Annotated in this window: 24 protein-coding genes; 10 read left to right on the top strand and 14 right to left on the bottom strand. The window is 35.4% G+C overall.

Annotation, left to right across the window (positions count from 1 at the left end; translation table 11 throughout):
• Nucleotides 1-7: 7 nt before the first annotated feature.
• A complete protein-coding gene (locus tag LS65_RS03420; protein WP_034360627.1) occupies nt 8-964 on the bottom strand; it encodes a malate dehydrogenase in 957 nt (318 codons plus the stop codon).
• Between the two features lie 141 nt (nt 965-1,105).
• Nucleotides 1,106-2,035 (bottom strand): endolytic transglycosylase MltG, encoded by a 930-nt coding sequence (mltG, locus tag LS65_RS03415; RefSeq protein ID WP_034361787.1) that lies wholly within the window; start codon nt 2,033-2,035, stop codon nt 1,106-1,108.
• Between mltG and LS65_RS03410 the strand changes: the two genes are divergently transcribed.
• From LS65_RS03410 to LS65_RS03380, 7 genes are all read left to right on the top strand, one after another.
• Complete coding sequence (locus LS65_RS03410; RefSeq protein WP_236096609.1) at nt 1,983-5,018, top strand: DUF3971 domain-containing protein; 3,036 nt, start codon at nt 1,983-1,985, stop codon at nt 5,016-5,018. The two genes, mltG and LS65_RS03410, sit on opposite strands and share 53 nt — an antisense overlap.
• A gap of 92 nt (nt 5,019-5,110) precedes the next feature.
• Nucleotides 5,111-5,338: a FeoA family protein gene (locus LS65_RS03405; protein ID WP_034360622.1), complete on the top strand. Its 228-nt coding sequence runs from the start codon at nt 5,111-5,113 to the stop codon at nt 5,336-5,338.
• 20 nt (nt 5,339-5,358) lie between these two features.
• Complete coding sequence (gene nth / locus LS65_RS03400) at nt 5,359-6,030, top strand: endonuclease III (RefSeq protein WP_034360620.1); 672 nt, start codon at nt 5,359-5,361, stop codon at nt 6,028-6,030.
• A 54-nt stretch (nt 6,031-6,084) separates the two neighbouring features.
• Entirely contained in the window at nt 6,085-6,489 is a 405-nt protein-coding gene (locus LS65_RS03395) for a chemotaxis protein CheX (protein WP_034360618.1), read from the top strand.
• A gap of 19 nt (nt 6,490-6,508) precedes the next feature.
• Nucleotides 6,509-6,859, top strand: coding sequence for a flagellar motor switch protein FliN (gene fliN / locus LS65_RS03390; RefSeq protein ID WP_034360615.1), 351 nt, complete (start codon nt 6,509-6,511; stop codon nt 6,857-6,859).
• 22 nt (nt 6,860-6,881) lie between these two features.
• Nucleotides 6,882-7,808 carry a flagellar biosynthetic protein FliO gene (locus LS65_RS03385; protein WP_236096608.1) on the top strand — a complete coding sequence of 309 codons (927 nt, stop codon included), beginning with the start codon at nt 6,882-6,884 and terminating at the stop codon, nt 7,806-7,808.
• Entirely contained in the window at nt 7,808-8,548 is a 741-nt protein-coding gene (locus LS65_RS03380) for an energy transducer TonB (RefSeq protein WP_034360613.1), read from the top strand. The genes LS65_RS03385 and LS65_RS03380 overlap by 1 nt, the downstream gene beginning before the upstream one ends.
• A gap of 69 nt (nt 8,549-8,617) precedes the next feature.
• On the opposite strand, the gene LS65_RS03375 is transcribed toward LS65_RS03380, so the two are convergent.
• Together LS65_RS03375 and thiC are read right to left on the bottom strand one after the other, a co-directional pair.
• A complete protein-coding gene (locus LS65_RS03375; RefSeq protein WP_034360610.1) occupies nt 8,618-8,917 on the bottom strand; it encodes a YciI family protein in 300 nt (99 codons plus the stop codon).
• Between the two features lie 13 nt (nt 8,918-8,930).
• Nucleotides 8,931-10,304 carry a phosphomethylpyrimidine synthase ThiC gene (gene thiC, locus LS65_RS03370; RefSeq protein ID WP_034360608.1) on the bottom strand — a complete coding sequence of 458 codons (1,374 nt, stop codon included), beginning with the start codon at nt 10,302-10,304 and terminating at the stop codon, nt 8,931-8,933.
• A gap of 192 nt (nt 10,305-10,496) precedes the next feature.
• On the opposite strand from thiC, the gene LS65_RS03365 reads away from it, so the two are divergent.
• The 3 genes from LS65_RS03365 to LS65_RS03355 are packed head-to-tail and all read left to right on the top strand — an operon-like array spanning nt 10,497 to nt 13,080.
• A complete protein-coding gene (locus LS65_RS03365) occupies nt 10,497-11,702 on the top strand; it encodes a bifunctional 2-C-methyl-D-erythritol 4-phosphate cytidylyltransferase/2-C-methyl-D-erythritol 2,4-cyclodiphosphate synthase (RefSeq protein ID WP_236096607.1) in 1,206 nt (401 codons plus the stop codon).
• Nucleotides 11,699-12,610: a DNA-binding transcriptional response regulator gene (locus tag LS65_RS03360; protein ID WP_034360604.1), complete on the top strand. Its 912-nt coding sequence runs from the start codon at nt 11,699-11,701 to the stop codon at nt 12,608-12,610. The genes LS65_RS03365 and LS65_RS03360 overlap by 4 nt, the downstream gene beginning before the upstream one ends.
• The gene (locus LS65_RS03355; RefSeq protein ID WP_034360602.1) at nt 12,607-13,080 is read left to right on the top strand and encodes a phosphatidylglycerophosphatase A family protein; all 474 of its coding nucleotides are present in this window, start codon (nt 12,607-12,609) and stop codon (nt 13,078-13,080) included. The genes LS65_RS03360 and LS65_RS03355 overlap by 4 nt, the downstream gene beginning before the upstream one ends.
• 42 nt (nt 13,081-13,122) lie before the next feature.
• Here the strand turns inward: LS65_RS03355 and LS65_RS03350 are convergent, their stop codons facing one another.
• From LS65_RS03350 to LS65_RS03305, 10 genes are all read right to left on the bottom strand, one after another.
• A complete protein-coding gene (locus LS65_RS03350) occupies nt 13,123-16,857 on the bottom strand; it encodes a type IIG restriction enzyme/methyltransferase (protein ID WP_084707875.1) in 3,735 nt (1,244 codons plus the stop codon).
• On the bottom strand, nt 16,769-17,128 hold the full coding sequence (locus LS65_RS03345; RefSeq protein WP_052060972.1) for a DUF7149 domain-containing protein: 360 nt from the start codon (nt 17,126-17,128) through the stop codon (nt 16,769-16,771). Before LS65_RS03345 ends, LS65_RS03350 begins: the two co-directional genes overlap by 89 nt.
• 27 nt (nt 17,129-17,155) lie before the next feature.
• Nucleotides 17,156-18,337 carry a metallophosphoesterase gene (locus LS65_RS03340; protein WP_034360601.1) on the bottom strand — a complete coding sequence of 394 codons (1,182 nt, stop codon included), beginning with the start codon at nt 18,335-18,337 and terminating at the stop codon, nt 17,156-17,158.
• A gap of 218 nt (nt 18,338-18,555) precedes the next feature.
• Nucleotides 18,556-18,909, bottom strand: a complete 354-nt coding sequence (gene rplT / locus LS65_RS03335) for a 50S ribosomal protein L20 (protein ID WP_034360598.1) — start codon at nt 18,907-18,909, stop codon at nt 18,556-18,558.
• Nucleotides 18,910-19,007: 98 nt separating this feature from the next.
• Complete coding sequence (gene rpmI, locus LS65_RS03330) at nt 19,008-19,202, bottom strand: 50S ribosomal protein L35 (protein ID WP_034360595.1); 195 nt, start codon at nt 19,200-19,202, stop codon at nt 19,008-19,010.
• Nucleotides 19,203-19,222: 20 nt separating this feature from the next.
• The gene (gene infC / locus LS65_RS03325; protein WP_034360592.1) at nt 19,223-19,747 is read right to left on the bottom strand and encodes a translation initiation factor IF-3; all 525 of its coding nucleotides are present in this window, start codon (nt 19,745-19,747) and stop codon (nt 19,223-19,225) included.
• Complete coding sequence (gene thrS, locus LS65_RS03320; RefSeq protein ID WP_034360591.1) at nt 19,744-21,555, bottom strand: threonine--tRNA ligase; 1,812 nt, start codon at nt 21,553-21,555, stop codon at nt 19,744-19,746. The genes infC and thrS overlap by 4 nt, the downstream gene beginning before the upstream one ends.
• 3 nt (nt 21,556-21,558) lie before the next feature.
• The gene (frr, locus tag LS65_RS03315; RefSeq protein ID WP_034360588.1) at nt 21,559-22,116 is read right to left on the bottom strand and encodes a ribosome recycling factor; all 558 of its coding nucleotides are present in this window, start codon (nt 22,114-22,116) and stop codon (nt 21,559-21,561) included.
• Nucleotides 22,117-22,125: 9 nt separating this feature from the next.
• Nucleotides 22,126-22,503: a preprotein translocase subunit SecG gene (secG, locus tag LS65_RS03310; protein WP_034360586.1), complete on the bottom strand. Its 378-nt coding sequence runs from the start codon at nt 22,501-22,503 to the stop codon at nt 22,126-22,128.
• Nucleotides 22,504-22,819: 316 nt separating this feature from the next.
• Nucleotides 22,820-23,611 carry a UDP-N-acetylmuramate dehydrogenase gene (locus tag LS65_RS03305; RefSeq protein WP_034360584.1) on the bottom strand — a complete coding sequence of 264 codons (792 nt, stop codon included), beginning with the start codon at nt 23,609-23,611 and terminating at the stop codon, nt 22,820-22,822.
• Nucleotides 23,612-23,613 lie beyond the last annotated feature (2 nt).

The raw sequence follows: 23,613 nt of genomic DNA, 5'->3' as shown, positions 1-23,613 counted from the left end.
TCTAATCTTAAATTCTCTCTTTTAACAATCCGTTATTTTTGAGAATTTCGACTTGTTTTTTTATGCCCTGTGCGGAGTTTTTTAACATTTCCCGCTCTTGTTCGTTTAATGGTAATTCTACAATATGTTCTACTCCTTTTTTGCCAAGTTTGATTGGAAGTCCAATAAAGATGCCTTCCATATCGTATTCACCCTCTGTATAGACGCTACATACAAGCATCTCTTCACTTGGAGTGATGATGAGTTCAAGCATTTTGATAACTGCACTTGCAGGAGCAAAATACGCACTACCTTGTTGATAATAATTAACGATTTTTGCTCCACCATTTTTTGTTTCTTGAACGACTATTTCTTGTTGCTTGGGGCTTAACACATCGGCTAGACTTTTGCCGTTACACACGCAATAACGCAATAAAGGAAGCATATCATCACCGTGCGCACCTAACACATAAGATTCGATATGTTTTGTAAAATCGTTAAGAATTGTTTTACTCTCATAAGTAAGTCGTGCGCCATCAAGCACACCCGCCATACCTATTATGCGGTTTTTTGGGAATCCACTATAATGCTTTGCTACAAGACACATCACATCAAGGGGATTTGAAACAATAATAAGTAATGCTTCTTGCGCTACTCTAGCAATATTTTCCACAATTTCTTGCATAATAGAAGCATTTTTGAGTAAAAGATCGTTTCGACTCATTTGCGGTGTGCGTGGGAATCCAGCAGTAATAATCACGACTTCGCAACCGCTCAAATCTTCATAAGATTCGCAACCTTTCACAGATACAGGAAGATCGAAAATCGCTGCTGCTTGGGAAATATCAAGTCCAACGCCCTTGCAACGAAACAGATCAATACTAAAAAGAAGAAATTCTCGCGCCAATCCCCTCATTGCCCCTAAAAATGCAATATGGGAACCGACATTGCCAGAACCACCTATGATAGCAACCTTATCAAACATCATTATCCTTACTTTTCCTTAAAAACTTACCTAAAGATATGTGTTTTAAGCAAAAATACTTAAAGTATGTAAAATATAAAAAGTTAAACAAAAAATTTAACTCTGAAACTATGAAACAATTTAACTTAAAAGCAAATAAAATTAAAAATGACTGCGATGTTCTTCATAAGTTTTACTAAATTTATGTGTGCCTGTAGCTCTATCTCTCACAAAGTAGAGATAATCAACTTTAGCAGGCTTAAGCACCGCTTCGATTGCTTGTAGGCTAACACTTCCGGCAGGATAGGGTGGCACACCTTTGTTTTTATAAGTATTATAGGGTGTATCATCATTGCGGATACGTTCGGGTGTAACTTTGGAATGCGAATACTGTCCATAATTAAGTGAGCCGTCCATTTGTAAGGGCATATTTTTTTGAAGACGATTAAATACTACGGCTGCGACAATAGGCATTTCTTCATTATTTGCTGCTTCTTTTTGCACAACTGAAGCAATAGCGATATTTTTAAACCATTCTTCTTCATTATATGTGCCAAGAAGTCGCATTGCATTTTGTTTATGTCTTTGCATTGAAAGAGTATAGAGGATACTCATCATTTCATCTTCATTTATACCAATAGGAAGGCTATAGGTATCAGGAAAAATTACACCATCAGGATAAGGAAAATATTTATTATAGGCTTTTTGAAGCTCATCTATAGAAAGATTAAAGTTTTGCGCCAAAATGCGGATAAAGTAATAGAGAGTTTCACCTGGAATAAGCGTAACATCTTTGGTTGCGGCTTTTGAGCTTACGAGAGCTTTAAAAAATGCACCTTTAGGTAACACTTCAGCTTTCATATCAATATATCCACTTTGTGGTTGTCCTAAAAAACGAATAAAAAGAGAATCAAGTTTATTAATATGTTGTCCGTTATCATTCAAGTATGTTATAATTTTAGGCAATGAGCCTTTAGGCAGATTGATGATACGTTCAGTTTGTATAGGTTGAAGCAAATAAAACAAAATGGTTATAACAATGATGACAAAAAAATCTAAAAGCATTGCAAGTATCGTTATTTTTTTAGGCATTTTACTTTCACTTTCAATTATGGGATATAAGATTCTCTCCAATGGCATATATAGCCCCTCTATCAGTTTTGGAAAGACTCGTGTTGAGGGATTCTATCTTAGATTAAATAACAAGCTTATTTTACATATTGATACGCTTGATTTATCCCATTTACAATCATCTTCAAACACGCAAGCAAAAGATGATGAAGATTCTATGAGTGCTCGTGATATTTTAACTTGGATAAAAAGATTTCTTTTTGTTCTCTCATATTTTGAAAAGCTTGATATTGAACATATTGTTTTGGAGGATAATTTACAGCGAAGTGTGCATTATGATGGGGAATCTTATACGATTAATCTACCGGAGATTGTAGCGCAATTTGCTATAGAAGAGGGAAACAAGGTTACAGAGTTACATATTGCCCAACTTGATATTGTATCACTTGGGATTCAGATACAGGGCAGTCTCTTTTATCAAGGTGTAAAACAAACTATTGAGGCTGATATAAGCATTTCTCCCAAAGAGCAAACAAATGACCCAGAGCAGCCTACGCTTTATATCCGTGCTATTACAGATTTTCATAAAATCGATTTGGAAGCGTCATCATCGCATTTGTATAATCTTAATACCATTAAGCCCTTTATCCTAAAACTTAAGAATCAAACTCTCAATGATTGGCTTTTTAAAAATGTGCATTATGATGTGCTAAAGCTTCATTCACTTAGATTCCAAAGCACACTTGATAAGCATTTTTTTACAAAATTACAAAAAACGCTTGAACTTGATTTGGCGATTGAATCTCCAAAGATTTATCTTGCAGCGCATCTTAAGCCTATTCAAGCAACACGTGTTATTTTGTATATGCGTGATGAAAATTTGCAATTTTTGCTCAAAGAGCCATTTTTTACACAGATTAATCTTGATGGCTCAGAAGTGAAAATTAGCAATATCTTTACCCAGCCTCTTAGTGTAAAAGTTTCCATTGTCTCTCAAAATGCAAGTATCAATGATGATCTTAATGAACTTTTGCAAGTCTATGGTGTGAATCTGCCCTTAAGAAGCGCAGATTCTGCTTTACAAGTAGGTCTTGATATTGATATTATGAACGAAAATAAGCAGACAAAAGTATGGCTTAATGGTAGCATAAAGGCAGAGAACACATCACTTAAATTTGGCGACCAAAGCCTTAAAGCGCAGCAACTACAGCTTAATTTTGCCCAAGATAATACAAAAGCATATATTCAACTACTGAACACAAAAATTGATTATGCAAAAAGTATTCAAGGCACATTAAATGCGTTATGGAATCTGCAAACCTCTAAGTTGCAAGGAGATTTGCTGATTGATAAATTCGCACTCTCTTCACAAAGTTTTTCTCAAAATATCACTTTACCTCAAGCTCCAAAAGAAAGTGATGAATTGACAAAACGCATTATTCAAGCTATTTATGATGAATCAAAAAAGGGCTTTAGTGAGGAGATTCTAAAAATTAATAAGAATCATCTTAAAAAAATTAGTATTCTAGGGGATTTAGGACAACATAAAATAATTACCTTGCCAGATTTTGCATTGAATATTGATATTGCCGAAGATAATGTTTTTACACTTAATGATATTGCCAAAATTTATCCCTATTCACCTATTTTGCAATATTTTGGTATATCACAAGGCACACTAAGTATCAAGACAGCAGATTTTCAAAATATTGAGCTCAATGCACAAATAAGTGGCTTAAAATATCCGCTTTATACTAAAGATTCTCGTATTTTAAATGATATGTCTCTTAAGGGGCAAATCAATGAGAAAGGCATCTTTATTGAATCGCTCGATAAAAAATTTCTACTTATCAAAGAAGGAAATATAGTCAAAATTATCCTTAATGGCTACAATCTTTACATTAATGAAGTGTTTTCAAGCTCTATACCTATCCTTGCACAAATTAATCAAAAAAATGAGAGTGGTGAGAAGCTTAGCGCACAAGAGCGTGAAGAGCAGGAAGCATTTATTCGAGCAAAGCGACAATATGAACGCGTCAATCAAATCTCCCCACATATTACTTACTTAGAAGCACGTGATATGGACTTTATATTAGGTAATTACACTATTCCCTCAGATAATGCTTCTCTTTCTATACGCGATGGAATGATACGTGCTGATGTTACCTATGGTAATGGTGTAGCAAATGCAGATATAGCTTATTCTCGCGCAAGTGTAAAAATGAGTAATTTTAGTGATAAATTTTTGAATCGTGTATGGCAGAGAGATATTTTTAAAGGTGGTCTTTTTAATTTTAAGGGCATTTATGATGAAGGTGCGCTTAAGGGCGAAATTAGTATGCAAAATACGACTTATAAAGATTTAGCCATCGTGCAAAATGTTCTTGCATTGATTGATACTATTCCTGCATTGCTGACTTTTCGTAAGCCCGGACTTGGTGCAAATGGTTATGAGATTAAAAATGGCAAAGTGCATTTTGTTATCAATGATGAGTATCTTGTGCTTGAAAATATTGATTTGGTAGGAAGTTCTATTGATGTAGAAGGTGGAGGACTTGTGAAGCTCGATAGCAAAGAGTTAGACATTGTGTTAAAAGCCTCTACATTAAAAACACTTACAGATGTTATAAGCAAGATTCCATTAATAAATTATGTTATTTTAGGCGATGATGGAAAATTTGTTACAGGGATTGTAATGAAAGGCACACTTGATAAGCCCAAAAGTGAGGTAAGTATTGTTGAAGACCTTTTGCTTAGCCCTTTTGAAATGGTGGGAAGAATCTTAAAGCCTGTAGATAGTCTTTTAAATGGCTTAGCAAATGCAATTGGAGGTGATACGGAATCTATTGAGAATATCCAAGAAATGAATACTTTGGCAAATCCACAAGAAGATACACAATCTTATCAACAGATAGCACCAGAAGAGATAATGCAAGATTTTAAAGATATTCCCAATGAGCCAAATTTACCACAACAAGAAACAAAAGATTCTGCAAATAAATAAAAAAGTAAAAATGGGGAGTAATCTTGTTATTTTATTTAGTATAGAATCTCATTTGTTAGAGTTATAAGTATGAAATATAAGGAAGGATAGCGATGACGCTCTATGAATGCGCTTTAGGCTCAAAGTGTAAAATTATTAGCTTTGATATACAAGATGAGGCTCTAAGGGATAGATTAATGTCTTTTGGTATTGTAAAAGATAAGGTATGTCAAGTGATGAATCACTCTTTTGGACGCTCTGCGGTTGCAGTGATGATTGAAGGCACACAGGTGGCTTTGCGCGATAGTGAAGCAAAAATGATTATCATTGAACCACTTTAAGGGAAGTTTTAAGAGGTTTTATGGCAGATTCAAAACGCAAAATTACTTTTAGTCAGTGTAAGAAAAAAGATATTCCAATCATTAAAGCACTATTTTTAGAGCATTATGCTAATGCCAAAACAGAGCTTGTTTATCATAATTTGTATGAATTGCTCGTATGTGTAATGCTTTCGGCTCAATGCACTGATAAGCGTGTGAATCTTGTAACTCCTAAACTTTTTACTACTTATCCTGATATAGCAAGTTTAGCTCAAGCAGATGAAGAAGAAATTAAAGAAATAATTAAATCTGTTTCATTTTTTAACAATAAAGCCAAACATTTGAAAAAAATGGCAAATCAAGTGATAAACGATTTTAATGGCAGTATTCCTACTACACAAGAAGAGCTCAAAACTCTCGCAGGTGTAGGGCAAAAGACTGCTAATGTAGTGCTTATAGAATTTTTAGAGCAAAATTATATGGCAGTAGATACCCACGTTTTTCGCGTATCTCATCGTTTAGGTTTAAGTGGTGCAAAAAGTGCAAAACAAACCGAGCAAGAGCTTACAGCACTATTTAAAACACAGCTTGATACGCTTCATCAGGCTTTTGTGCTATTTGGTCGCTATACCTGTAAGGCATTAAAACCAATGTGTGAAGAATGCTTTGTAAGTAAATTTTGTCAAAATAAATGCAACTTCAAGCCCGCTTGAATTTAAAATGTTATATAATATGCAATTTATTTTGTATTTTAAAGGTGGTTTGTAATGGATATTATTCATCGCAGTTTCTTTGATATTGTGCAAAAGAGCATTAATAAAATACCCACTGATTCTATAATGCCACTCAAAAAGGGTTATTTAAGTAGAATAAGTATGATTGGCACGCGCAATGATGTGTTTTTGCTTTTCGATAAGGTATTTTTACGCATTTTTTGTGAGGAATTTTTAGGTGAGCATAATCCCGATGAGCAAGCATTAGAAGATATGGCAAAGGAATTGGCAAACCTCACGGTTGGTAGAGCAAAAGTAATGGCACAAGAGCTTGGTAAGAGCTTTAATATTTCTACACCTGAATTTTTGGGACATCGCTTGATTAAAAATCACGATCATGGCTTACATTTTCGACTTGATAATGGGCATTGCAGTATTTATATGAGACGTATTAATTAAGGAATGCAGAGGGGCATTAATGGCTGGAGAAAGCATCTTAGATAAACAACGTATCCATTCAGCCAAAGATATAGAGCTTGCTACATATCTTGAAGACATCATGGAGAGCTATACCGGGCTTTTAGATATGGATGTTATATTTAACGCAGACCTTGGTAACACAAAAATTCCTCTTGGAGAAATTTTGCGTTTTGAAAAAGGTTCTATCATTGACCTTGGAAAACCTGCGGGAGAAAGTGTTGAAATTTTTATCAACGGACGTGTTGTTGGTAAGGGCGAAGTTATGGTGTATGAACGCAATTTAGCTATTCGTATTAATGAAATCTTAGATTCTAATGCGATTGTGTATTATCTCACACGTGAGCAATAAGAAATAATTTGGATACGATTCAATGAAATGGCGTATTGTATATGTGCTTGTATGTATGTTTCATATGCTTTATGCAGATACACAAGTGAGTAATTTTGAGCTTAAACAAGGTGAAGATACATTAGAAATACTTTTAAATCTTGAAAGTGTGTATGAAAAATCTCCACATCTTACTACACAAGAAGGATATAAAGGTGTTATTTTTCCTCATCTTCAAGCAAAAGCACATAATCAAGATTTTAAAAAATTTTTTATAAGTGAAGTGCAGATTTTTAATATACAAGAAAATCTCTATATTTTAGGCATAGGCGATACGCATTTTATTGATGTGCAAGTAAGCAAAGCACCTCACGCTTTTAAGGTGGTTTTCACAAAAGCTACCCCTCAACCAAGTATGATTGATACATTGCTTCAAACCCCTTATAAAGCTGAGATTCCAACAATTGATATTGTGCAACAACCTATTTCTTCTGCGCCTATTCCTTCTCCGCAAATACAAAAAAATGAGCATACACAATCTAGCTTAATCTCATTCAAAGATGATATGGGGATTGACACTTGGCGTTATGTAGCAGTGCTTTGTGTGATGGCAATTCTCGTGCTTGTGCTGTGGATAGTGAAGCGATTTGTGGTGCATAAGAAGCCATTTAAGAATTATTTAAAGCCTTTTGTCTCTAAGCAAGAATTGTTTGATCCTACAAAGATTGAAGTCGTATCTCAAAAAAATCTTGATTCAAAGCATAAAATTCTTACCTTAGAATCTAATGGCTATCGGTATTTGATACTTATTGGGGCAAGTAATACAACGCTCATTGATCGCTATCCTATCCCCCAAAGCATTACATTAGAGGAGCAATCACGTCTTGATGACCAGTTTGCAAAACTTTTAGACCAAAAGCAAGAGAGACTTGCTCGATACCTTCATAGTGATAAGGATCACACATTGTAATGGTGCAAGATTTAGAGAACTACTTACCACGCACTCATTCATATTTATGGTTGTGGCTGTGTCTTTCATTTGCTATTCACCTTATAGTTTGTATCTTACTTTTTGTGCGTTTTGAATCTATGCAACTTAAAAAAGGCACATCGCTCAATCCACATACGAAGGTAGCAGGTTTTAAGATTCTAAGCGGTGAACAGGCACAAGGTTTGCAAGAAAAAATGTCTTCATCTGCTTCACCTAATACACCTAAAACTCATAAAACACAAATCAATAATCAAGCACGTGAATCCTTTAATTTACAATCTTTAAGTCTTTATGATGGCAAGGGTAAGGAATTACAAACAAGTAAAAGCAATCTTCAAGCATTGGCAAAATTTCCCAATGTAAATCAATTTGCTAAACGTGATATTGAGGAGCTTTATGGAGAGGAATTTGGCGACTATGGTTTGAGCGAACAGGAATTTTTGGTTAATAATCTAAGGGATATTGGGCGCATTACTCAACGTTATTTACAATATCCTCCGAGTGCAATAAGATTAGGACAACAAGGTGTAAGTGCAGTAGAATTTTATCTCCATCCCAATGGAGACATTAGTGGGCTAAAGATTATTCTTTCATCGGACTATATGCTGCTTGACCGCAATAGCGAGCGCACAATTGAGATTGCTTATAAGGATTATCCACACCCACGCACAAAAACAAAGATTCGTATTTTTGTAAGCTATGGATTATATTATTATTAATTCAGTGAGAGAGACTAAAAAAGCGATTTAAATCTTTCTTTATTAGAGTATAGAATCTTCAAGTATAACCTAGCTTTGCAAAAACTCTTTAAGAAAGTCCGCGTGAAGCACTGGTTCAAATTCAAAAATTTCATATCGCGCAAGATTATGCTGTGTAAATGGGTCAGCTTGAGAAAATCTCACAGCCTCATCTTTATTTGTAAATTTACCAATGATAATGCCACCATCTCTTGGGTTTCTAGCACCAGAGGCGAGTAAAATCCCTTTATCATATCCTTTTTTCAAATAAGCCCGATGAACATCGAGCTTTTGGAGCACTTCCTCAAGTGGTTTTGTATAATGCACGAGGCAGACAAATAAATGATTCATTATTTTTCCTTTATTATTGGTTTGATGCCATAGGTTGAGAATCTTGAGTTTCTCTAGCATTATGGGCTTTAAAAATATCTTGTGAGATTTTATAGCTACAAAATTTTGGACCACACATTGAGCAAAACTCTGCATCTTTAAAGACTTCTTGAGGCAGGGCTTCATCGTGATATTCGCGCGCTCTATCTGGGTCAAGGGCGAGTTCAAATTGTTTATTCCAATCAAAAGCATATCTTGCATCGCTCATTGCATCGTCTCTATCTCGCGCACCTATGCGCCCACGAGCAATATCTGCAGCGTGTGCTGCAATTTTATAAGCTAAAATTCCTTCACGCACATCTTTAGCATTTGGTAACCCTAAATGTTCTTTTGGTGTTACATAGCAAAGCATCGCTACACCTTTCCACGCGGCGACACACGCACCAATGGCACTTGCTATATGGTCATATCCTGCCGCAATATCTGTAACCAAAGGTCCTAGCACATAAAAAGGTGCGTGATTGCAGTATTGCTTTTGAAGTTCTACATTGCGTTCAATTTGATTAAGTGGCACGTGTCCGGGTCCTTCTATCATTACTTGCACATCAGCTTCCCAAGCTCTTTTTGCAAGATCACCTAATACTTTGAGTTCCGCAAATTGCGCCTCATCACTTGCATCAGCTAAACAACCTGGACGCAAAGAATCTCCCAAAGAGAGAGACACATCATATTTTTGACAAATTTTTAGAATCTCATCAAAATACTCATAGAATGGATTTTCTTTATGATAGTGCATCATCCAACTTGCCATAAGACTACCACCACGCGAAACAATACCCATTTTACGCTTTGCAACAAAAGGCATATGGCAGAGTAGGAATCCGCAATGAATGGTAAAATAACTCACTCCTTGTTGCGCTTGTTTTTCAAGCACAGCAAGCATAGTATCAATATCAAGTTTTAATACATCATTTTTTACGTCATAGAGAATCTGATACATAGGCACAGTGCCAATAGGCACACTTGAGGCTCTAATTACGGCACTTCTTATTTCGTCAAGGTTGCCTCCAGTGCTTAAATCCATAATTGTATCTGCACCATATTTAATGGATATTTTAACTTTTTCTACTTCTTCGTCTATGGAGCTTGCAAGTGAAGAACTGCCAATGTTTGAATTAATTTTTGTGCGTGTGGCTATGCCAATACCCATAGGCTCAAGATTGGTATGTTTAATATTTGCAGGGATAATTAGTCTTCCACGTTTAATTTCTTGGCATATAAGTTCAGGGCTAAGATTCTCAATATTAGCTACATATTCCATTTCTTGAGTGATAATGCCTTTTTTTGCATAGTAAAGCTGTGTGCGAATGCTATCATTTGCACGTTGTTGTATCCATTGTGTTCTCATAAAGTCCTCCAAAAAGTATAAGTTTTTTTAACTTATCGTATCGTATTGAAACTTACAAAAATATACCTATTTTCTTTAAAAAAAAGTTAAACAATATGGGAATTTAAGTAACAATTTTAGTTTATTTTTTGGTTTGTAGTGCTACAATAGCATTTGGATTTTTAAATAAAAGCGAGATAAGAGATTTTGAATGTGAATGATGTTACACTTATTATGATGGCAGCAGGTGATTCTACAAGATTTTGCAAAGACTTAACCTGTAAAAAACAATGGCTGCGTGTGGGAGATGAGCCTTTATGGTTTGTGGCTACACAAAAGATTACTTCTTGCTTTAGCTTCAGCAATGTGTTGATTACTGCTTCAGGAGCAGACTATGCCTATATGCGTGATATGAGTCCCTACCAAGTTGTGCGTGGTGGTGATACGCGTTCAAATTCCTTACGCAATGCTTTAGAATATGTTGATACACCTTTTGTGCTTGTAAGTGATGTCGCGCGGTGGAATATTCAAGAATCTGTAATAGAGGCAATGTTTGCACTTATGGAGGCAGATTCACAGCCAAATATAGAAATTGATTGTATTGTGCCATATTTAAATGTAGCAGATACGACTTTTTATGAAGGTAACTATCTTAAAAGAGAATCTATAAAACTTATTCAAACACCACAATTAAGTAGAGTGAGTGTATTAAGAGAAGCATTGAAAAAACAAGAAGATTTTAGTGATGAAAGCTCAGCAATTCACGCCTTGGGCAAAAAAATTACTTTTGTTAGGGGCAGTGTGCTAATGAATAAACTCACTTTTGGGAGTGATTTGTCTTTTCATATCTCAAGGCTTAAAGCTCCAAATAGAAAAACTTTTATCGGCAATGGTATTGATATTCACGAGTTTGAAGATAAAAAACCTATGTGGCTTGGGGGTGTGCTTATAGAATCTCCTTTTGGATTCAAAGCTCATAGTGATGGCGATGTTGTATTACACGCACTTTGTGATGCAATTTTGGGTGCTATTGGTGGAGGTGACATAGGGCAGTGGTTTCCTGATACGGATATGATGTATAAGGGAGCAGATTCTAAAAAGCTTTTGCAAGAGATTTATAACTTTGCGCAGAGTGTAGGCTACGAGCTTTATAATGCAGATATAAGTATAATGGCGCAGATTCCTAAAATTTCCCCTTATAAACTTGCTATGCGTCAATGTATAGCAGATATTTTGCAAGTGCCACAATCGCACATTAATATTAAGGCAACCACCACAGAAGGCTTAGGATTTGTAGGACGTAAAGAGGGTATATGTGCGCAGGCACAAGTAAGTATGGGATTTGTCAATTGGCAACAATTTATATTACAAGAAGGAGGCACGATGAATCAAGTTTATAGCATAGAGGAGGCACAATGAAAGTATTGATTATTGAAGATGAAATTTATTTGGCTCAAAGTATCGCAAACAAATTAAGCGATTCGCATTTGGATTGCGTGATAGCACATTCTCTTCAAGAAGTGCAAAAAGATAATTATGATGTGATTTTGGCATCTTTTAGGACGATAAATAAAGGCTATACAGAATTAAGCAAACTTTATCCACAGGCAATTATTATATTGATGATTGCGTATATTAATGATGACACGGTGATTAAACCTTTGCGAAATGGTGTTACAGATTATATCGTGAAGCCTTTTATTGTTGATGAGCTTATTCGTAAAATTACGCATTATAAGGCTTATCGTGAGATGAGGGAAGAGATTAAATTTTATAGGAGTTATTTTAGTTTTATTGAGCGTGAGTTAGGCACACCTGAGCCATTTTTATATAATCCACCTTTTGTGATTAAAACCAATACTCAACGAAGTGCAGATATTTATGCTATGCGGTATGCACGCGAGAAGTGCATACATTTTCAATTCCATTCTCTTAAAGAAGAGAATTGGAAAGGCATTTTTCGTGTGCCACCTAAAAAAAATGAGATTTATTACATTACCAACCTTGAAGAGCTTAAGAAAAGTGACAGAAAAGATTTATTAGAACTTGCACTCAAGTATAGTGTAATATTTTCTATCGTCTCAAATGAAAAGGTGGCATTTCCGCAAGTGATTGATATTGCTCGTCAAATAGATAATGTAGAATTGGGCGGTGAAATTCTCTCTGTGAAAGAGTATGAGAAAATTATCATTAGTAAATACGAGAGCCGTTATCCAGATATTGAGCTTGCTAAAAAACTTGGTATGAGTCGCAAAAGTTTGTGGGAGAAGCGTAAAAAATATGGCATTATTCGTAAAAATAAAAATACTCCACAATCACCTCAATGAAAAAGCAAAAGCTTATTAAAGACTTATTTTTAAGTCTTTTGTATAGTGGCTATTCACCTAAGGCACCGGGGACTGCAGGAAGTGCGCTTGCAGTTATTTTGGGTGCGCCCATTGTATATTATTCGCAAGAGACCTTGTTTTTGGCAAGTATTTTTGTTGCTCTTGTAGCGATTAAACATATTGACTTGTATGAGGCATATACACAAACACACGATGATAAAAGTATAGTGATTGATGAGCTTGTAGGCGTGTGGCTTGCTATGTCTATTATAGGATTTGGTGTATTAGAGTGCATTACTGCTTTTGTGCTTTTTAGAATCTTTGATATTTATAAGCCCTCACTGATTGGTAGGATTGATAGAGAGTGTAAGGGGGGGTTAGGTGTAGTAGGTGATGATGCGCTTGCAGGTGTAGTATCTGGACTTGTTGGGGCATTGTTGCTTTTGGGTATTGAGAAACTCATAGGCTAAAAGTCTATTATTCCTTAGCTTAAGTATCATATCAATGAAGTTTTAAGATTCTATAATTTGAATCTCTTCATCTGTGAGATCATAGAGTTTATATACTAATTTATCAATTTGCAATTCTAATTTGCTTGTGTCAAAGGTGGAATCTTTTGCCTTAAGTTTTAGAATCTCATCAACTAAAGCAATGATTTGATTAGCATTTTTCTCGTTTTGCTTAGTGATTTCTATAAGGGGGATATTAAGCAAAGGCTCTTGATTGATTTGATAATTATTACCTTGCATTTTGCCTTTATGTCTTAACCAAAAGGTTATTGGTTTTGAATTTAAAATACCGACTAAGTATTTAAGGTTAATTCGCTCTGTTTTTATAATATTGAAATTTAGTCCAACATAGCAGGGAAAATTTACATAAGTAAAAACGGGAAAATCAACACATTTTACGCGAGATAATATTTTTTCTCCCTCAAATATAGCTTGTTTTCTAGACCTATGCAATCCATAAGGCTTATTACAAGAGGTAATCACGCTTTGAAGATTATCCAAATGTTTTTTAAGATTTGGATATTTATCCATAGAATTTGCCTTGTTGAATTTTGAATCTGTATAAATAACATATATGTTTGTTTCCTTTATTCCATAATATTTAAGTAGATTATTAGCTTCATAATAAGGTTTTAAAATGCTTTTTTCTACGGTATTTAATGAAAGTAGTTCTATTTCCCTTTTGTTGAGATTAAAAACACCATTTCCAACTTGATAGTTAAATTTACTTTCTTTTTCTAATAGATTTATCATCTTTTTGTCTAAATATGGTTGTGGGTGAACTAATCCTTGCCATACTTCATCATCTCGCAAATAAAATGTCCCATTTTCTAAAATTTTATTCAGCACTTCCTCTTGTTTAGAATCTGCAAAAGTCAAAGATTTATCAAGCATTTGACTTGGTGTAATGTTAGGCTCTAAATAGATATTATCCTCAAAAGATTCTCTTTTCAAAATCGCCTCTCTGTGTGAATCTGTGGGATTTTTAGAATCTATCCTTGCGTAGTTGATTTGGTAGCTTTCAGGGATAGAATCTCTCTTTTGAAATTCCATAACCATTGTTTGGATACTTGCAGCATCAAAGCACATATATGAACCAAAATCTACAAGATTAAGGATTTGAGATTCTGTTAATATCACATTTCTAAGGTTTTTTGCTCCTGCATTTGTCGTCCAATTATTTGTGGCGATAAAAGTTACAATGCCTTTATTTTTAACGATGTCAAATCCTAATCCTACAAAATGATACCAAATATCCATTTTGCCCTGATAGGTTCTTAAATCTCTTGTGCCATCAAAAAGCTTTTTATTATCTGCTTCTTTGATATATGGCGGATTACCAATGACTATATCAAAGCCTAGAAAGTCTCCAAAAGTATCTTTTATCTCTTGTTTGTTTTCTTTGCTGTCTATGGCTTTGATTGCATTATTTGCGCTCACTCGCTTTTGCTTTTCCTCAAAAGTCTCTAAATCTAGCACTTCAGGGAATGCGAAACGCCATTCAAAAGTATCGCTTTGCCGCAGAGATTCTAAAGTGTTAAATTCTTTGTGGATAAGGGCGAGTAAATCTTGTCCCTTTTTTTCTATGGGCTTAGGTTCTAATTCCTCTAGGGTGGGCTGGAATTTAAGATTCTTTTTCCTAATAATCCTTATCATCTCCATACCAAATGGTGTTTCCATATCAAAGCATTCATCGCCATAGGTGCGCACGAATATCCCTAAATTTTTCTCTAAAGATTCCATTGTATAGCCATTGTTTAAAAGCGTGTCTTTAAAGAATGTTTTTAGCGAATGTATTTCTTTATCTATGTCTTGTTTGTTGCCTAGCTTTTCTTTATAGATTTGCACAAGTTCATTGTAACGCAGCAGCTTTTCTTTGAAGTTTTTACTAAATGTAGAATCCTGTTTTTTTAGCCACGCAAAAGTGCCTCTTTGTGGGTTTTGTTGTTTATCATATTCATAAGTGTCAAAATGCGAGATAAGTGAGTTCCCACACTTAATATTTATATCAATATTAGGGAGAGTTTCAAGTCGTTTGTTTTGGATATCTTTATAATAGCTATATTTAAGCAACTCTATCCAAAGGCGGAGTTTAGTTATCTCGCAGGAGTTGGGGTTAATATCCACTCCAAATAAGCAAGATTCGATTAATGTGCGTTTGTTATGGAATAATGCTTTTTGAATCTTATGCGATTCTATATCTTCGTGTGCGGGGAGTGTGTAGGCAAAAAGGGCATTGTGAGAATCCCTTATCACAATTTCATCATTTTGTAATTCTAGGCTTATGTCTTTGATACGATTAAAATTCCAATCGCACAAAATCCCAAACTTAAATTTAAGTAAAATGAGTTCATTTAAGGCGGAGACGAGGAAGTGTCCGCTTCCCACAGCCGGGTCGCAAATATGGATAGAATCAAAAATTTTATTTGCTTCCTTATAGCCTTCTTTAGAATCTGTAAGCTTGTCTAGCTTTGTTTTTAGAGAATCTAAATCTTTGCAATCCCAATTTTTCGCGCTATTAAACTTCTGTAATACGACTTTTTCTAAACTCTGCTTACACATATAGCTTGTGATAAAGCTTGGCGTATAGAAACTCCCCTCTTTGTAGCCATTGAGCTTTTCAAACACAAGCCCTAGCACAGCGGCATTGATGAGTTTGTCAAAGTTTATTTTTGTGTGATTGTGAATGTCTTTTGGTGTGGTGGTGAAGTCATAAGCGCGTAAAAAAGCAAAGAGATATTCTAAAAGTGGCAGGGTGGAATCTTTATCTTTAAGGTTTAGGAGTTTGAAAAGCTCTTTATCCTTATACAAAATAGAATCTTTATAGAGAATTAAGGGCTTAGATTCTAAAAGTTTTATCTCTTTGCCCTGCTTTTCAAGCACACTCCTTTCAAAAAGACTAGAGTTGAGGTAAGGGATAGCCTTTAAGGCTGTGGAGAGATTTGCATCTCTGCTTTCCTCTGCCTTTGCTAAAACATCAAAAAATAGAGTATTAAGCGAGGAGAAGCTCTCTAATGTCTCTAAATCTAAAAATGGCTTTGTGATATGCTTGAAGCCTAAAAGCATAGATTCTAAAAGGCGTAAGAAAAGTAAGCGATTATTCCAAGTGGTAAGAAGTGCAAAAATGGTTTCAAAGTCTTTGTCTCTTTGAAAGTTGAGTGCAGAGCATAGGGAATCTAAAAGTGTATTGCTCACTTTGCTCGGCTCTATAAGCACTTTAGAGTTTTGTGTCTTTTCCTCTAATCCTAGAATATAGAGCAGCTCGTTATAGAAGCTTTGATTGAGGGTATTAGAATCTATGTGCGTTTTATGTTTTAGGAGCATAGCTGGGCTAAGGACTTGGTAAATAAGTGCTAGAGCAGAAGCATCGTTTAGGCTTGTCTCATCTAGGCAAAAATGTGTAAATTTAAGGTTAGATTTTATTTTTGGCAAGATAGACTTTATCTCATCATAAAACTTTTGGGTGCTTGTGTCGTTACCCTTTTTGTTTTCGCAGTTATTGAAAGCTTTTATAATCTCTTTGTGTTTGGTAAATTGGAGATATTCTTGTGCATTTATGATGTAGAAATCGCGTGTATTTGTGAGAATAATATAGGTGAGATTGTTATTATTCTTGGTGAAAAACTCACGGAGGTAGTAAAGGATAGATTCATAAAGGGCTTTGGATTCTAAATTTGTTTTTGCTGAAGTGTCCTTTATCTCCTGAAGTTTGTTTCGCCCCCCCCGCAATAAATTCATTTTTATTGCTTAGGGCTTTGCATTCAAAAATTACTTTCACTTTAGAATCTTCAAAAATGGCTAAATCGATTTTGCCTCTTGCGTTGCAATCATACTTAAAAATATCTCTAAGTAAATCACGCAAAATATTTTTTTGAGGCTCTTCGTCTTTTTGCTGCTTTAATTGTAAAAGGTAGTGATTTATTTTATCTTTAAAATTTTCTATATCTTGGCTTTGTGGCGATATAGAGTGAGTAATAAAATCTTTTAACTCTATCAAAGAAAATTGCATACTACTCCTTTTGGCAATTCCTTAATGCTATTTTATGTTAGATTCTGCATTTTCCATAGGCACGAGATGTAGCACACTAATCTCACGCTCACTCCCTATACGCATAGGAGGTCCCCAGAATCCTGCACCTTGTGATACATATACCTTTGTTTGATGAGCATTGTTAAATGTGTGTAACCCAGAAATATAAGGCTGCTGCAAAAGCATAGCAAGAGAAAAAGGAAAAATCTGTCCTCCGTGTGTGTGTCCGCTCACTACTAAATCAACCTTATCATAAGAATCTTCAAGAAAACGCACAGCTTTTGGTTGATGAGCGAGAAGAATCGTTGGTAAATTGGGATTTATATGTGCGAATGTTTGTTCAAAATTTGGCTCTAAATATCCCACACGCCAACCCATAAAATCAGCGATTCCTGCGATGTTTATTTTATCATCAAGTATAGAATTTTCATTGATGAGAATCTTAAACCCTAGAGATTTGAGTTTGTCAAGGATATTATACACATCGTGGAAGTATTCGTGATTGCCTAGCACATAAAAAATACCCTCTTTTGCCTGAAGATTTTTGAGCTCATCTACGATAGATTCTACATTATGAAGTGGTGCATCGACAATATCACCACTCAAAAAAATTACATCTACATTCAGTGCATTTGTCATTTCTACAAGTTGTTTGATTTTGCTTTGCTCCATAAGTCCGCCAATATGCACATCACTAAGCACAGCAGCCTTTAAAGGTGTGCTTAATCCTTTGATTTCAAGCGTATGCTCTATAATATCAGGCTTCCTCACACCATTGTATGTCCCAAAGGTAAGCATAATGAGACTAATAAGAAAAATACCCACCTTTGTTCTATGTCTCCAACGACTGCGAGCAGATTTAGTGCGAAGCGTTATAATAATAATAAGAGAACAGCATTGATATAAAAAAGCTGCCATAGCAAACAAAAAGGTAATGCCAAGAGAAAGTGAAAGCAAGAAATAAATGCTTTGCGGCACATTTGCACTATCACGCAAGAATAAATAGGCGATACAATGCAAGGCATTAATGCAAGTAAAAATCTTCCACGCAAGGCGCACAAATGCTTTAGTGGAGAGTGATTTAAGCAAGGCTTTGTAGATATAGATATGAAGTGCAATAAAAAGAAGCGAACCCATAAAAGGAAAAATCGCACTTTGCATTTGGGCAAATTGTGGTATATCTTGCATAGAATCTCCTTGTGTGGATAATAGCATTTAATAGATTTTAGAGAATCTTAAAGGGAATGTAAGAAGTATATCTTATTTAGATTCTATAAAATCTACAAAGCTACCTTTAATTGAAAGCTTCTTTTTTAAAAATAATGAAATACGCGCTTCTGCCTTACTTATAAGATTTACACATACAAGGCGCATTTATTTTACGCCTTGTAAGAAATCAAGCTAGATTATTTGATTTTATCTTTCACACTTGCGACTATGGCATTAAATGCGTTTATATCATTCATTGCCATATCTGCAAGAATCTTTCTATCAAGCTCAATGTTTGCACATTTGAGGGCATACATAAAGCGAGAATAGTTTATGCCATTCATTTTACACGCTGCATTAATACGCGTAATCCACAATCGCCTAAAATCGCGCTTCTTTTGCTTTCTATCTCGGAAAGCATAGCACATACTGCGCTCTAACTGCTCTTTTGCTTTTCTAAAATGTTTGTGGCGACCACTATAAAATCCTCGCGCAAGTTTTAGAATCTTTTTATGTCTTCGTCTTCGGACAACGCCTGTTTTTACTCTCATTTTTTCTCCTTTACCTTATTGAATTTGAGGTGTAAGCTATCGCTTCTCTTTCCCATAAATGTTTTTATAATATTTATGGGGAGGGGGGGGATTCTCTTTTAAGCCATACAAAGCAGACTTTTTACAGAATCAACATTTGTGCTATGAACATATTTTGGTGCATTTAAGTTAGCCTTACGTTGTGGCGATTTTTTTGTCAAGATATGGTTTTTAAACGCACTACCGCGTTTAATCGCATTTTTCTTGCACTTAAATCGTTTTGCTGCACCACGATTTGTTTTCATCTTTGGCATCATCTCTCCTTTCATAAGATTTAATGTTTGTCTTTTTTCTTTGGCACATAAAGCACATTGAGATATTTTCCTTCTAACTTCGGTTCTTTTTCTGCTATGGCAATATCTTCAAGCATAAGTGCGACTTTTTTAAGTGTATCCATACCTGCTTCGGGAATATTAAGCTCTCGTTGCTTGAGGAACACTTTAAATTTTACGTGTTTGCCAGATTCTAAAAATTCAATGGCGTGTTTGACCTTGTAATTAATATCATTTTGAGCAATTTGAGTTGAGAGTTTAATCTCTTTAATTTCAATTTGCTTTTGTTTTTTACGGGCTTCTTTTTGTTTTTTTTCAGCTTGATAGCGAAACTTGCCATAATCCATTATCTTACATACAGGTGGCTTGGCTGTTGGTGAAATAAGCACTAAATCAAGCCCAGCTTTTTGGGCGAGACTTAATGCTTCTTTAGATGAAATAATACCATATACTTCACCATTATCACTTACACAACGCACTTCTTTAAAATCTATTTCCTCATTGAGTAATATTTCTTCTTTGCTCAAAAGCTAACCTCTCCTATTTTTGTTTTTAATAAAGTAATAAAATCTTCTTCAGGGAGTTCATATTGTGATTTCTCCCGCCTATCACGGATTGCAAGAATTTTGCTCTCCACTTCTTTTTCACCAATGACTACAATGAGTGGCACTCTTTGCTTTTCTGCAATTCTTATCTTTTTGCTTAAACTCTCATTCTTATCAAGCACTTCAGCATAAGCACCAGTATTTAGAATCTTAGCTCGTAAAGTCTTTGCATATTCAAGCTGTGCTTCGCCAATGGGAATTAAAATCACTTGTGTGGGAGCGATAAAGAGTGGAAACTCGCCACTAAAATGTTCTGTTAAAATAGCGACAAATCGCTCAAAGGAACCGAGCAGTGCGCGGTGAATCATTACAGGTTGCACCTGCTCGTTGTGCTCATCAGTATAGCTAAGACTAAATCTTTCGGGCAGATTCATATCAACTTGAATCGTCCCACATTGCCATTTCCTGCCAATGGCATCAGTGATTTTAATATCAATCTTTGGTCCATAAAATGCCCCACCACCTTCATCTATGCGGTAGTTGATATGATTTTGTTCTAGTGCATTTTTAAGTGCGGCAGTTGCGCTTTCCCATACCTTCTCATCGCCTATGGATTTCTCCGGGCGGGTGGAGAGCTCCATTTCATAGCTAAAGTTAAAGGCATTCATCACGCTTTTGCAAAAATCGATAATATCATTTACTTCTGCACCAATTTGGTCAGCTTTGCAAAAAATATGTGCATCATCTTGTGTAAATTCCCTCACGCGTAATAAGCCGTGTAATACACCGCTTTTCTCGTGTCTATGCACTATGCCATATTCATAAAAGCGTAAAGGCAAATCACGATAGCTTCTTGGCGAGCTTTGATATACCTTTATATGTCCTACGCAATTCATCGGTTTAATACCATATTCTACTTCATCAATGGTTGTAAAATACATATTTTCACCATAGTTTGCATAATGCCCACTCGTTTTCCATACATCACTTTTTAGAATCTCTGGTCCCCTCACAGGTTCATAGCCTCGTTCTATGAGTGCTTGAGTAAGAAGATTCTCAATATTTCTACGCAGCCTTGCTCCTTTAGGCAGCCATATAGGCAATCCTGCGCCAATTTCTTCATCAAAGGTAAAAAACCCCATTTCTTGCCCAATTTTACGATGGTCGCGCTTTTTTGCTTCTTCAAGTTGGTAGAGGTAGTTTTTGAGTGATTGTTTGTCTGCAAAGGCAATACCATAGATTCTAGTCAGCATTTGTGCTTTTTCATCGCCACCTAAATATGCTCCGGCAATCTTTGTGAGTTTAAAATGCTCTAAAAGTGCAGTATGTGGAAGATGGGGTCCTCTACACAAATCCTCAAAATCTCCTTGTGAGTAGATACTCAGTGTATCACTTTGAATACGACTCATCACTGCCACTTTTAGCTCATCACCTTTGAATCTTGTTTCTACTTCCGCACGTGGCAGGGTGATTTTTGTGATAGGGTAGGCATTTTGAGCGATTTTACGCATAGCAGATTCTATACGAGGCAAATCCTCCTCGCCGATTTTAGCATTGACTTTAAAATCATAATAAAATCCCTCATCTACCACAGGTCCTACAAAAAATTGTGCTTCTGGATAAAGGGATTTAATTGCTTGAGCCATAAGATGCGCACAAGAGTGGCGGATAATCTCTAAAGATTCAGGAGAGTTATCAAAAACTATCTCCTCTCCGCTAATACCTTGCTCTTTAGCGGTGATGAGGTCATAAATATTTTTTTCTGTTTTAATGCCTATAACTTCACTCATTCCCTATACCTTCATTATCTCTTCTTCTTTATGCTTTACCATTTCATCGCATTTTTTGACAAATTCATCAGTATATTTTTGAATCTCATCAAGTGCCTTTTTATTCTCATCTTCGGTAATACTTTTATCTTTTTCAAGTTTTTTGATATGATTATTTGCATCTTGTCTAATGTTGCGGATAGCAACCTTTGCCTTTTCACCCATAGATTTTGCATTTTTAGCAATTTCTTTTCTTTGCTCTTGAGACATAGGAGGGAAAAAGAGTTTAATGCACTCACTATCGCTGTTTGGATTCACACCGATATTTGCCTCCTGTATCGCTTTTTCAATATCTTTTATAAGTGGCTTCTCCCAAGGAGTAATGATAATAGTTGTCGCATCTTGCGCAATAACTGAACCTACCTGATTGAGCGGTGTGGGTGTGCCATAATAATCTATGCGAATATTATCTAGGATATTGACACTGACTTTACCACTACGAAGTGTGCTAAAATCTCTACGAAGAGATTCTATACTTTTGTCCATATGAGATTTAGCATCGTTGTATATTTGCTCAAGCATACAATTCCTTTATTTGTCATCATTGTGTATAGGCTCTGTTTGAAGCAGAGGAGCAGATGGAGCAGCATTTTCATCAACGATAAAGGCACTAGCACCAGATTCGGTAGAGACTGGAGCAGATAATACATCGCTTGAAAGTGTATCAAGCACACTTTTTTGACTTTGTTGGTTATAAGTATAGCTTAGGGCAATAGTGTTTAATATAAAAAGTAACCCTAAAAACATCGTAAATTTTGATAAGAATCCAGCAGGACCTTTTGCTCCAAATACAGATTCATTGCTACCACTATATGTTCCAAGCCCAATACTTGAGCTTTTTTGTAAAAGCACGATGATAGTGATAAAGACTGCTAAGACAATTTGCACAACAAAAAGGGTGGTTGCCATTTATTACTCCAAATCATAAAAATTAAGTCATTACAAAATTAAGCACACGATTGTAGCAAAAAATCCTTATAACAAGCTTGTAATTGCCTTATTTTCTTTTTATGCAATAAAAAAATGTGAAAAAGTATATAAAGAATTGATAAGCGGTTTTGGTGTGGGTAGAGATTCAATGTTAATGCTAATGGACAAATAGCCTGTGAGCAATATTTTGCTGAATTTGAGTATCTTAGAGCAGCCAATATGGGATACTTTAATGTTGATGTATTAAAAATTTATCAAATGAGAGTAAAAAATAAGGAATATTTATTTGATTGTTTTATTGCAGAATCTGCACTTCGCACTCTAAATCAATTCCGCTTACTTCAAATACACGTTTTTTTGCAAGTGTGATAAGAGAGAGCGCATCTTCAAAGGTAGCCTTGCCTTTATTAATAAGAAAGTTTGCGTGTTTTTCACTAAAGGCTGCATCGTTAATACAATAGCCTTTTAAGCCTACAGATTCTAAAAGTCTTCCTGCAAAGTCTCCTTTAGGATTTTTAAAGCAACTCCCGCAGCTTGGCTCTTTAGGGTGATTTTTACGCAGTGCAATAAAATCTGCCTGAAGTGTATCATTAAAACCTTTACGTTTATAGAATCTAGCAGCAAGAATAACGCCCTCTATACCACTATCACGATAATTCATAGGAAAATGGCTCACATCTTGCCACTCTCCATTGACATTCACTGCTTGAAGAAGTTGTTTGATTTCATAGCTTTTCATTCCTGCATTCATTTTGACTAATCCACCCAAACTTCCGGGTAAGGCTTGCAGGAACTCTGCACCAGCAAGATTGTGTGATTTAAAATAGCTAAAAATCCGCCCAGAGCTATATGCACCACCGATTTCAATATAATTACCACAATCTTTGAGATAGGCAAAATTTTTATCAAGCATAGCAAGTTTTTTTGTAGCGGGCGAAACAAGGAGATTGTTTGCTTTGCCGATAATACGCATATTTTGCGATAGAGCAAAAAGCGCATCTTGAGGAGTTTGTATGAGAGCTACTTCAAGCGGAGTGCCAATTTTTAGGCTTGAATACTGTGCAAAGTTAATAATTTTAGTTTGCACGG

Origin of the sequence: Helicobacter japonicus (assembly GCF_000762845.2) — a bacterium.
In the GTDB taxonomy this organism is placed as follows: Bacteria; Campylobacterota; Campylobacteria; order Campylobacterales; family Helicobacteraceae; genus Helicobacter_C; species Helicobacter_C japonicus.
The sequence above is the reverse complement of the archived record's forward strand: the minus strand, read 5'-3'. Positions and strand labels throughout refer to the sequence as shown.

Coding starts and splice junctions, on each gene's coding strand:
- LS65_RS03420 (WP_034360627.1), bottom strand. CDS start 964: ATGTTTGATAAGGTTGCTATCATAGGTGGTTCTGGCAATGTCGGTTCC.
- LS65_RS03410 (WP_236096609.1), top strand. CDS start 1,983: ATGATGACAAAAAAATCTAAAAGCATTGCAAGTATCGTTATTTTTTTA.
- mltG (WP_034361787.1), bottom strand. CDS start 2,035: ATGCCTAAAAAAATAACGATACTTGCAATGCTTTTAGATTTTTTTGTC.
- LS65_RS03405 (WP_034360622.1), top strand. CDS start 5,111: ATGACGCTCTATGAATGCGCTTTAGGCTCAAAGTGTAAAATTATTAGC.
- nth (WP_034360620.1), top strand. CDS start 5,359: ATGGCAGATTCAAAACGCAAAATTACTTTTAGTCAGTGTAAGAAAAAA.
- LS65_RS03395 (WP_034360618.1), top strand. CDS start 6,085: ATGGATATTATTCATCGCAGTTTCTTTGATATTGTGCAAAAGAGCATT.
- fliN (WP_034360615.1), top strand. CDS start 6,509: ATGGCTGGAGAAAGCATCTTAGATAAACAACGTATCCATTCAGCCAAA.
- LS65_RS03385 (WP_236096608.1), top strand. CDS start 6,882: ATGAAATGGCGTATTGTATATGTGCTTGTATGTATGTTTCATATGCTT.
- LS65_RS03380 (WP_034360613.1), top strand. CDS start 7,808: ATGGTGCAAGATTTAGAGAACTACTTACCACGCACTCATTCATATTTA.
- LS65_RS03375 (WP_034360610.1), bottom strand. CDS start 8,917: ATGAATCATTTATTTGTCTGCCTCGTGCATTATACAAAACCACTTGAG.
- thiC (WP_034360608.1), bottom strand. CDS start 10,304: ATGAGAACACAATGGATACAACAACGTGCAAATGATAGCATTCGCACA.
- LS65_RS03360 (WP_034360604.1), top strand. CDS start 11,699: ATGAAAGTATTGATTATTGAAGATGAAATTTATTTGGCTCAAAGTATC.
- LS65_RS03355 (WP_034360602.1), top strand. CDS start 12,607: ATGAAAAAGCAAAAGCTTATTAAAGACTTATTTTTAAGTCTTTTGTAT.
- LS65_RS03350 (WP_084707875.1), bottom strand. CDS start 16,857: ATGAATTTATTGCGGGGGGGGCGAAACAAACTTCAGGAGATAAAGGAC.
- LS65_RS03345 (WP_052060972.1), bottom strand. CDS start 17,128: ATGCAATTTTCTTTGATAGAGTTAAAAGATTTTATTACTCACTCTATA.
- LS65_RS03340 (WP_034360601.1), bottom strand. CDS start 18,337: ATGCAAGATATACCACAATTTGCCCAAATGCAAAGTGCGATTTTTCCT.
- rplT (WP_034360598.1), bottom strand. CDS start 18,909: ATGAGAGTAAAAACAGGCGTTGTCCGAAGACGAAGACATAAAAAGATT.
- rpmI (WP_034360595.1), bottom strand. CDS start 19,202: ATGCCAAAGATGAAAACAAATCGTGGTGCAGCAAAACGATTTAAGTGC.
- thrS (WP_034360591.1), bottom strand. CDS start 21,555: ATGAGTGAAGTTATAGGCATTAAAACAGAAAAAAATATTTATGACCTC.
- frr (WP_034360588.1), bottom strand. CDS start 22,116: ATGCTTGAGCAAATATACAACGATGCTAAATCTCATATGGACAAAAGT.
- secG (WP_034360586.1), bottom strand. CDS start 22,503: ATGGCAACCACCCTTTTTGTTGTGCAAATTGTCTTAGCAGTCTTTATC.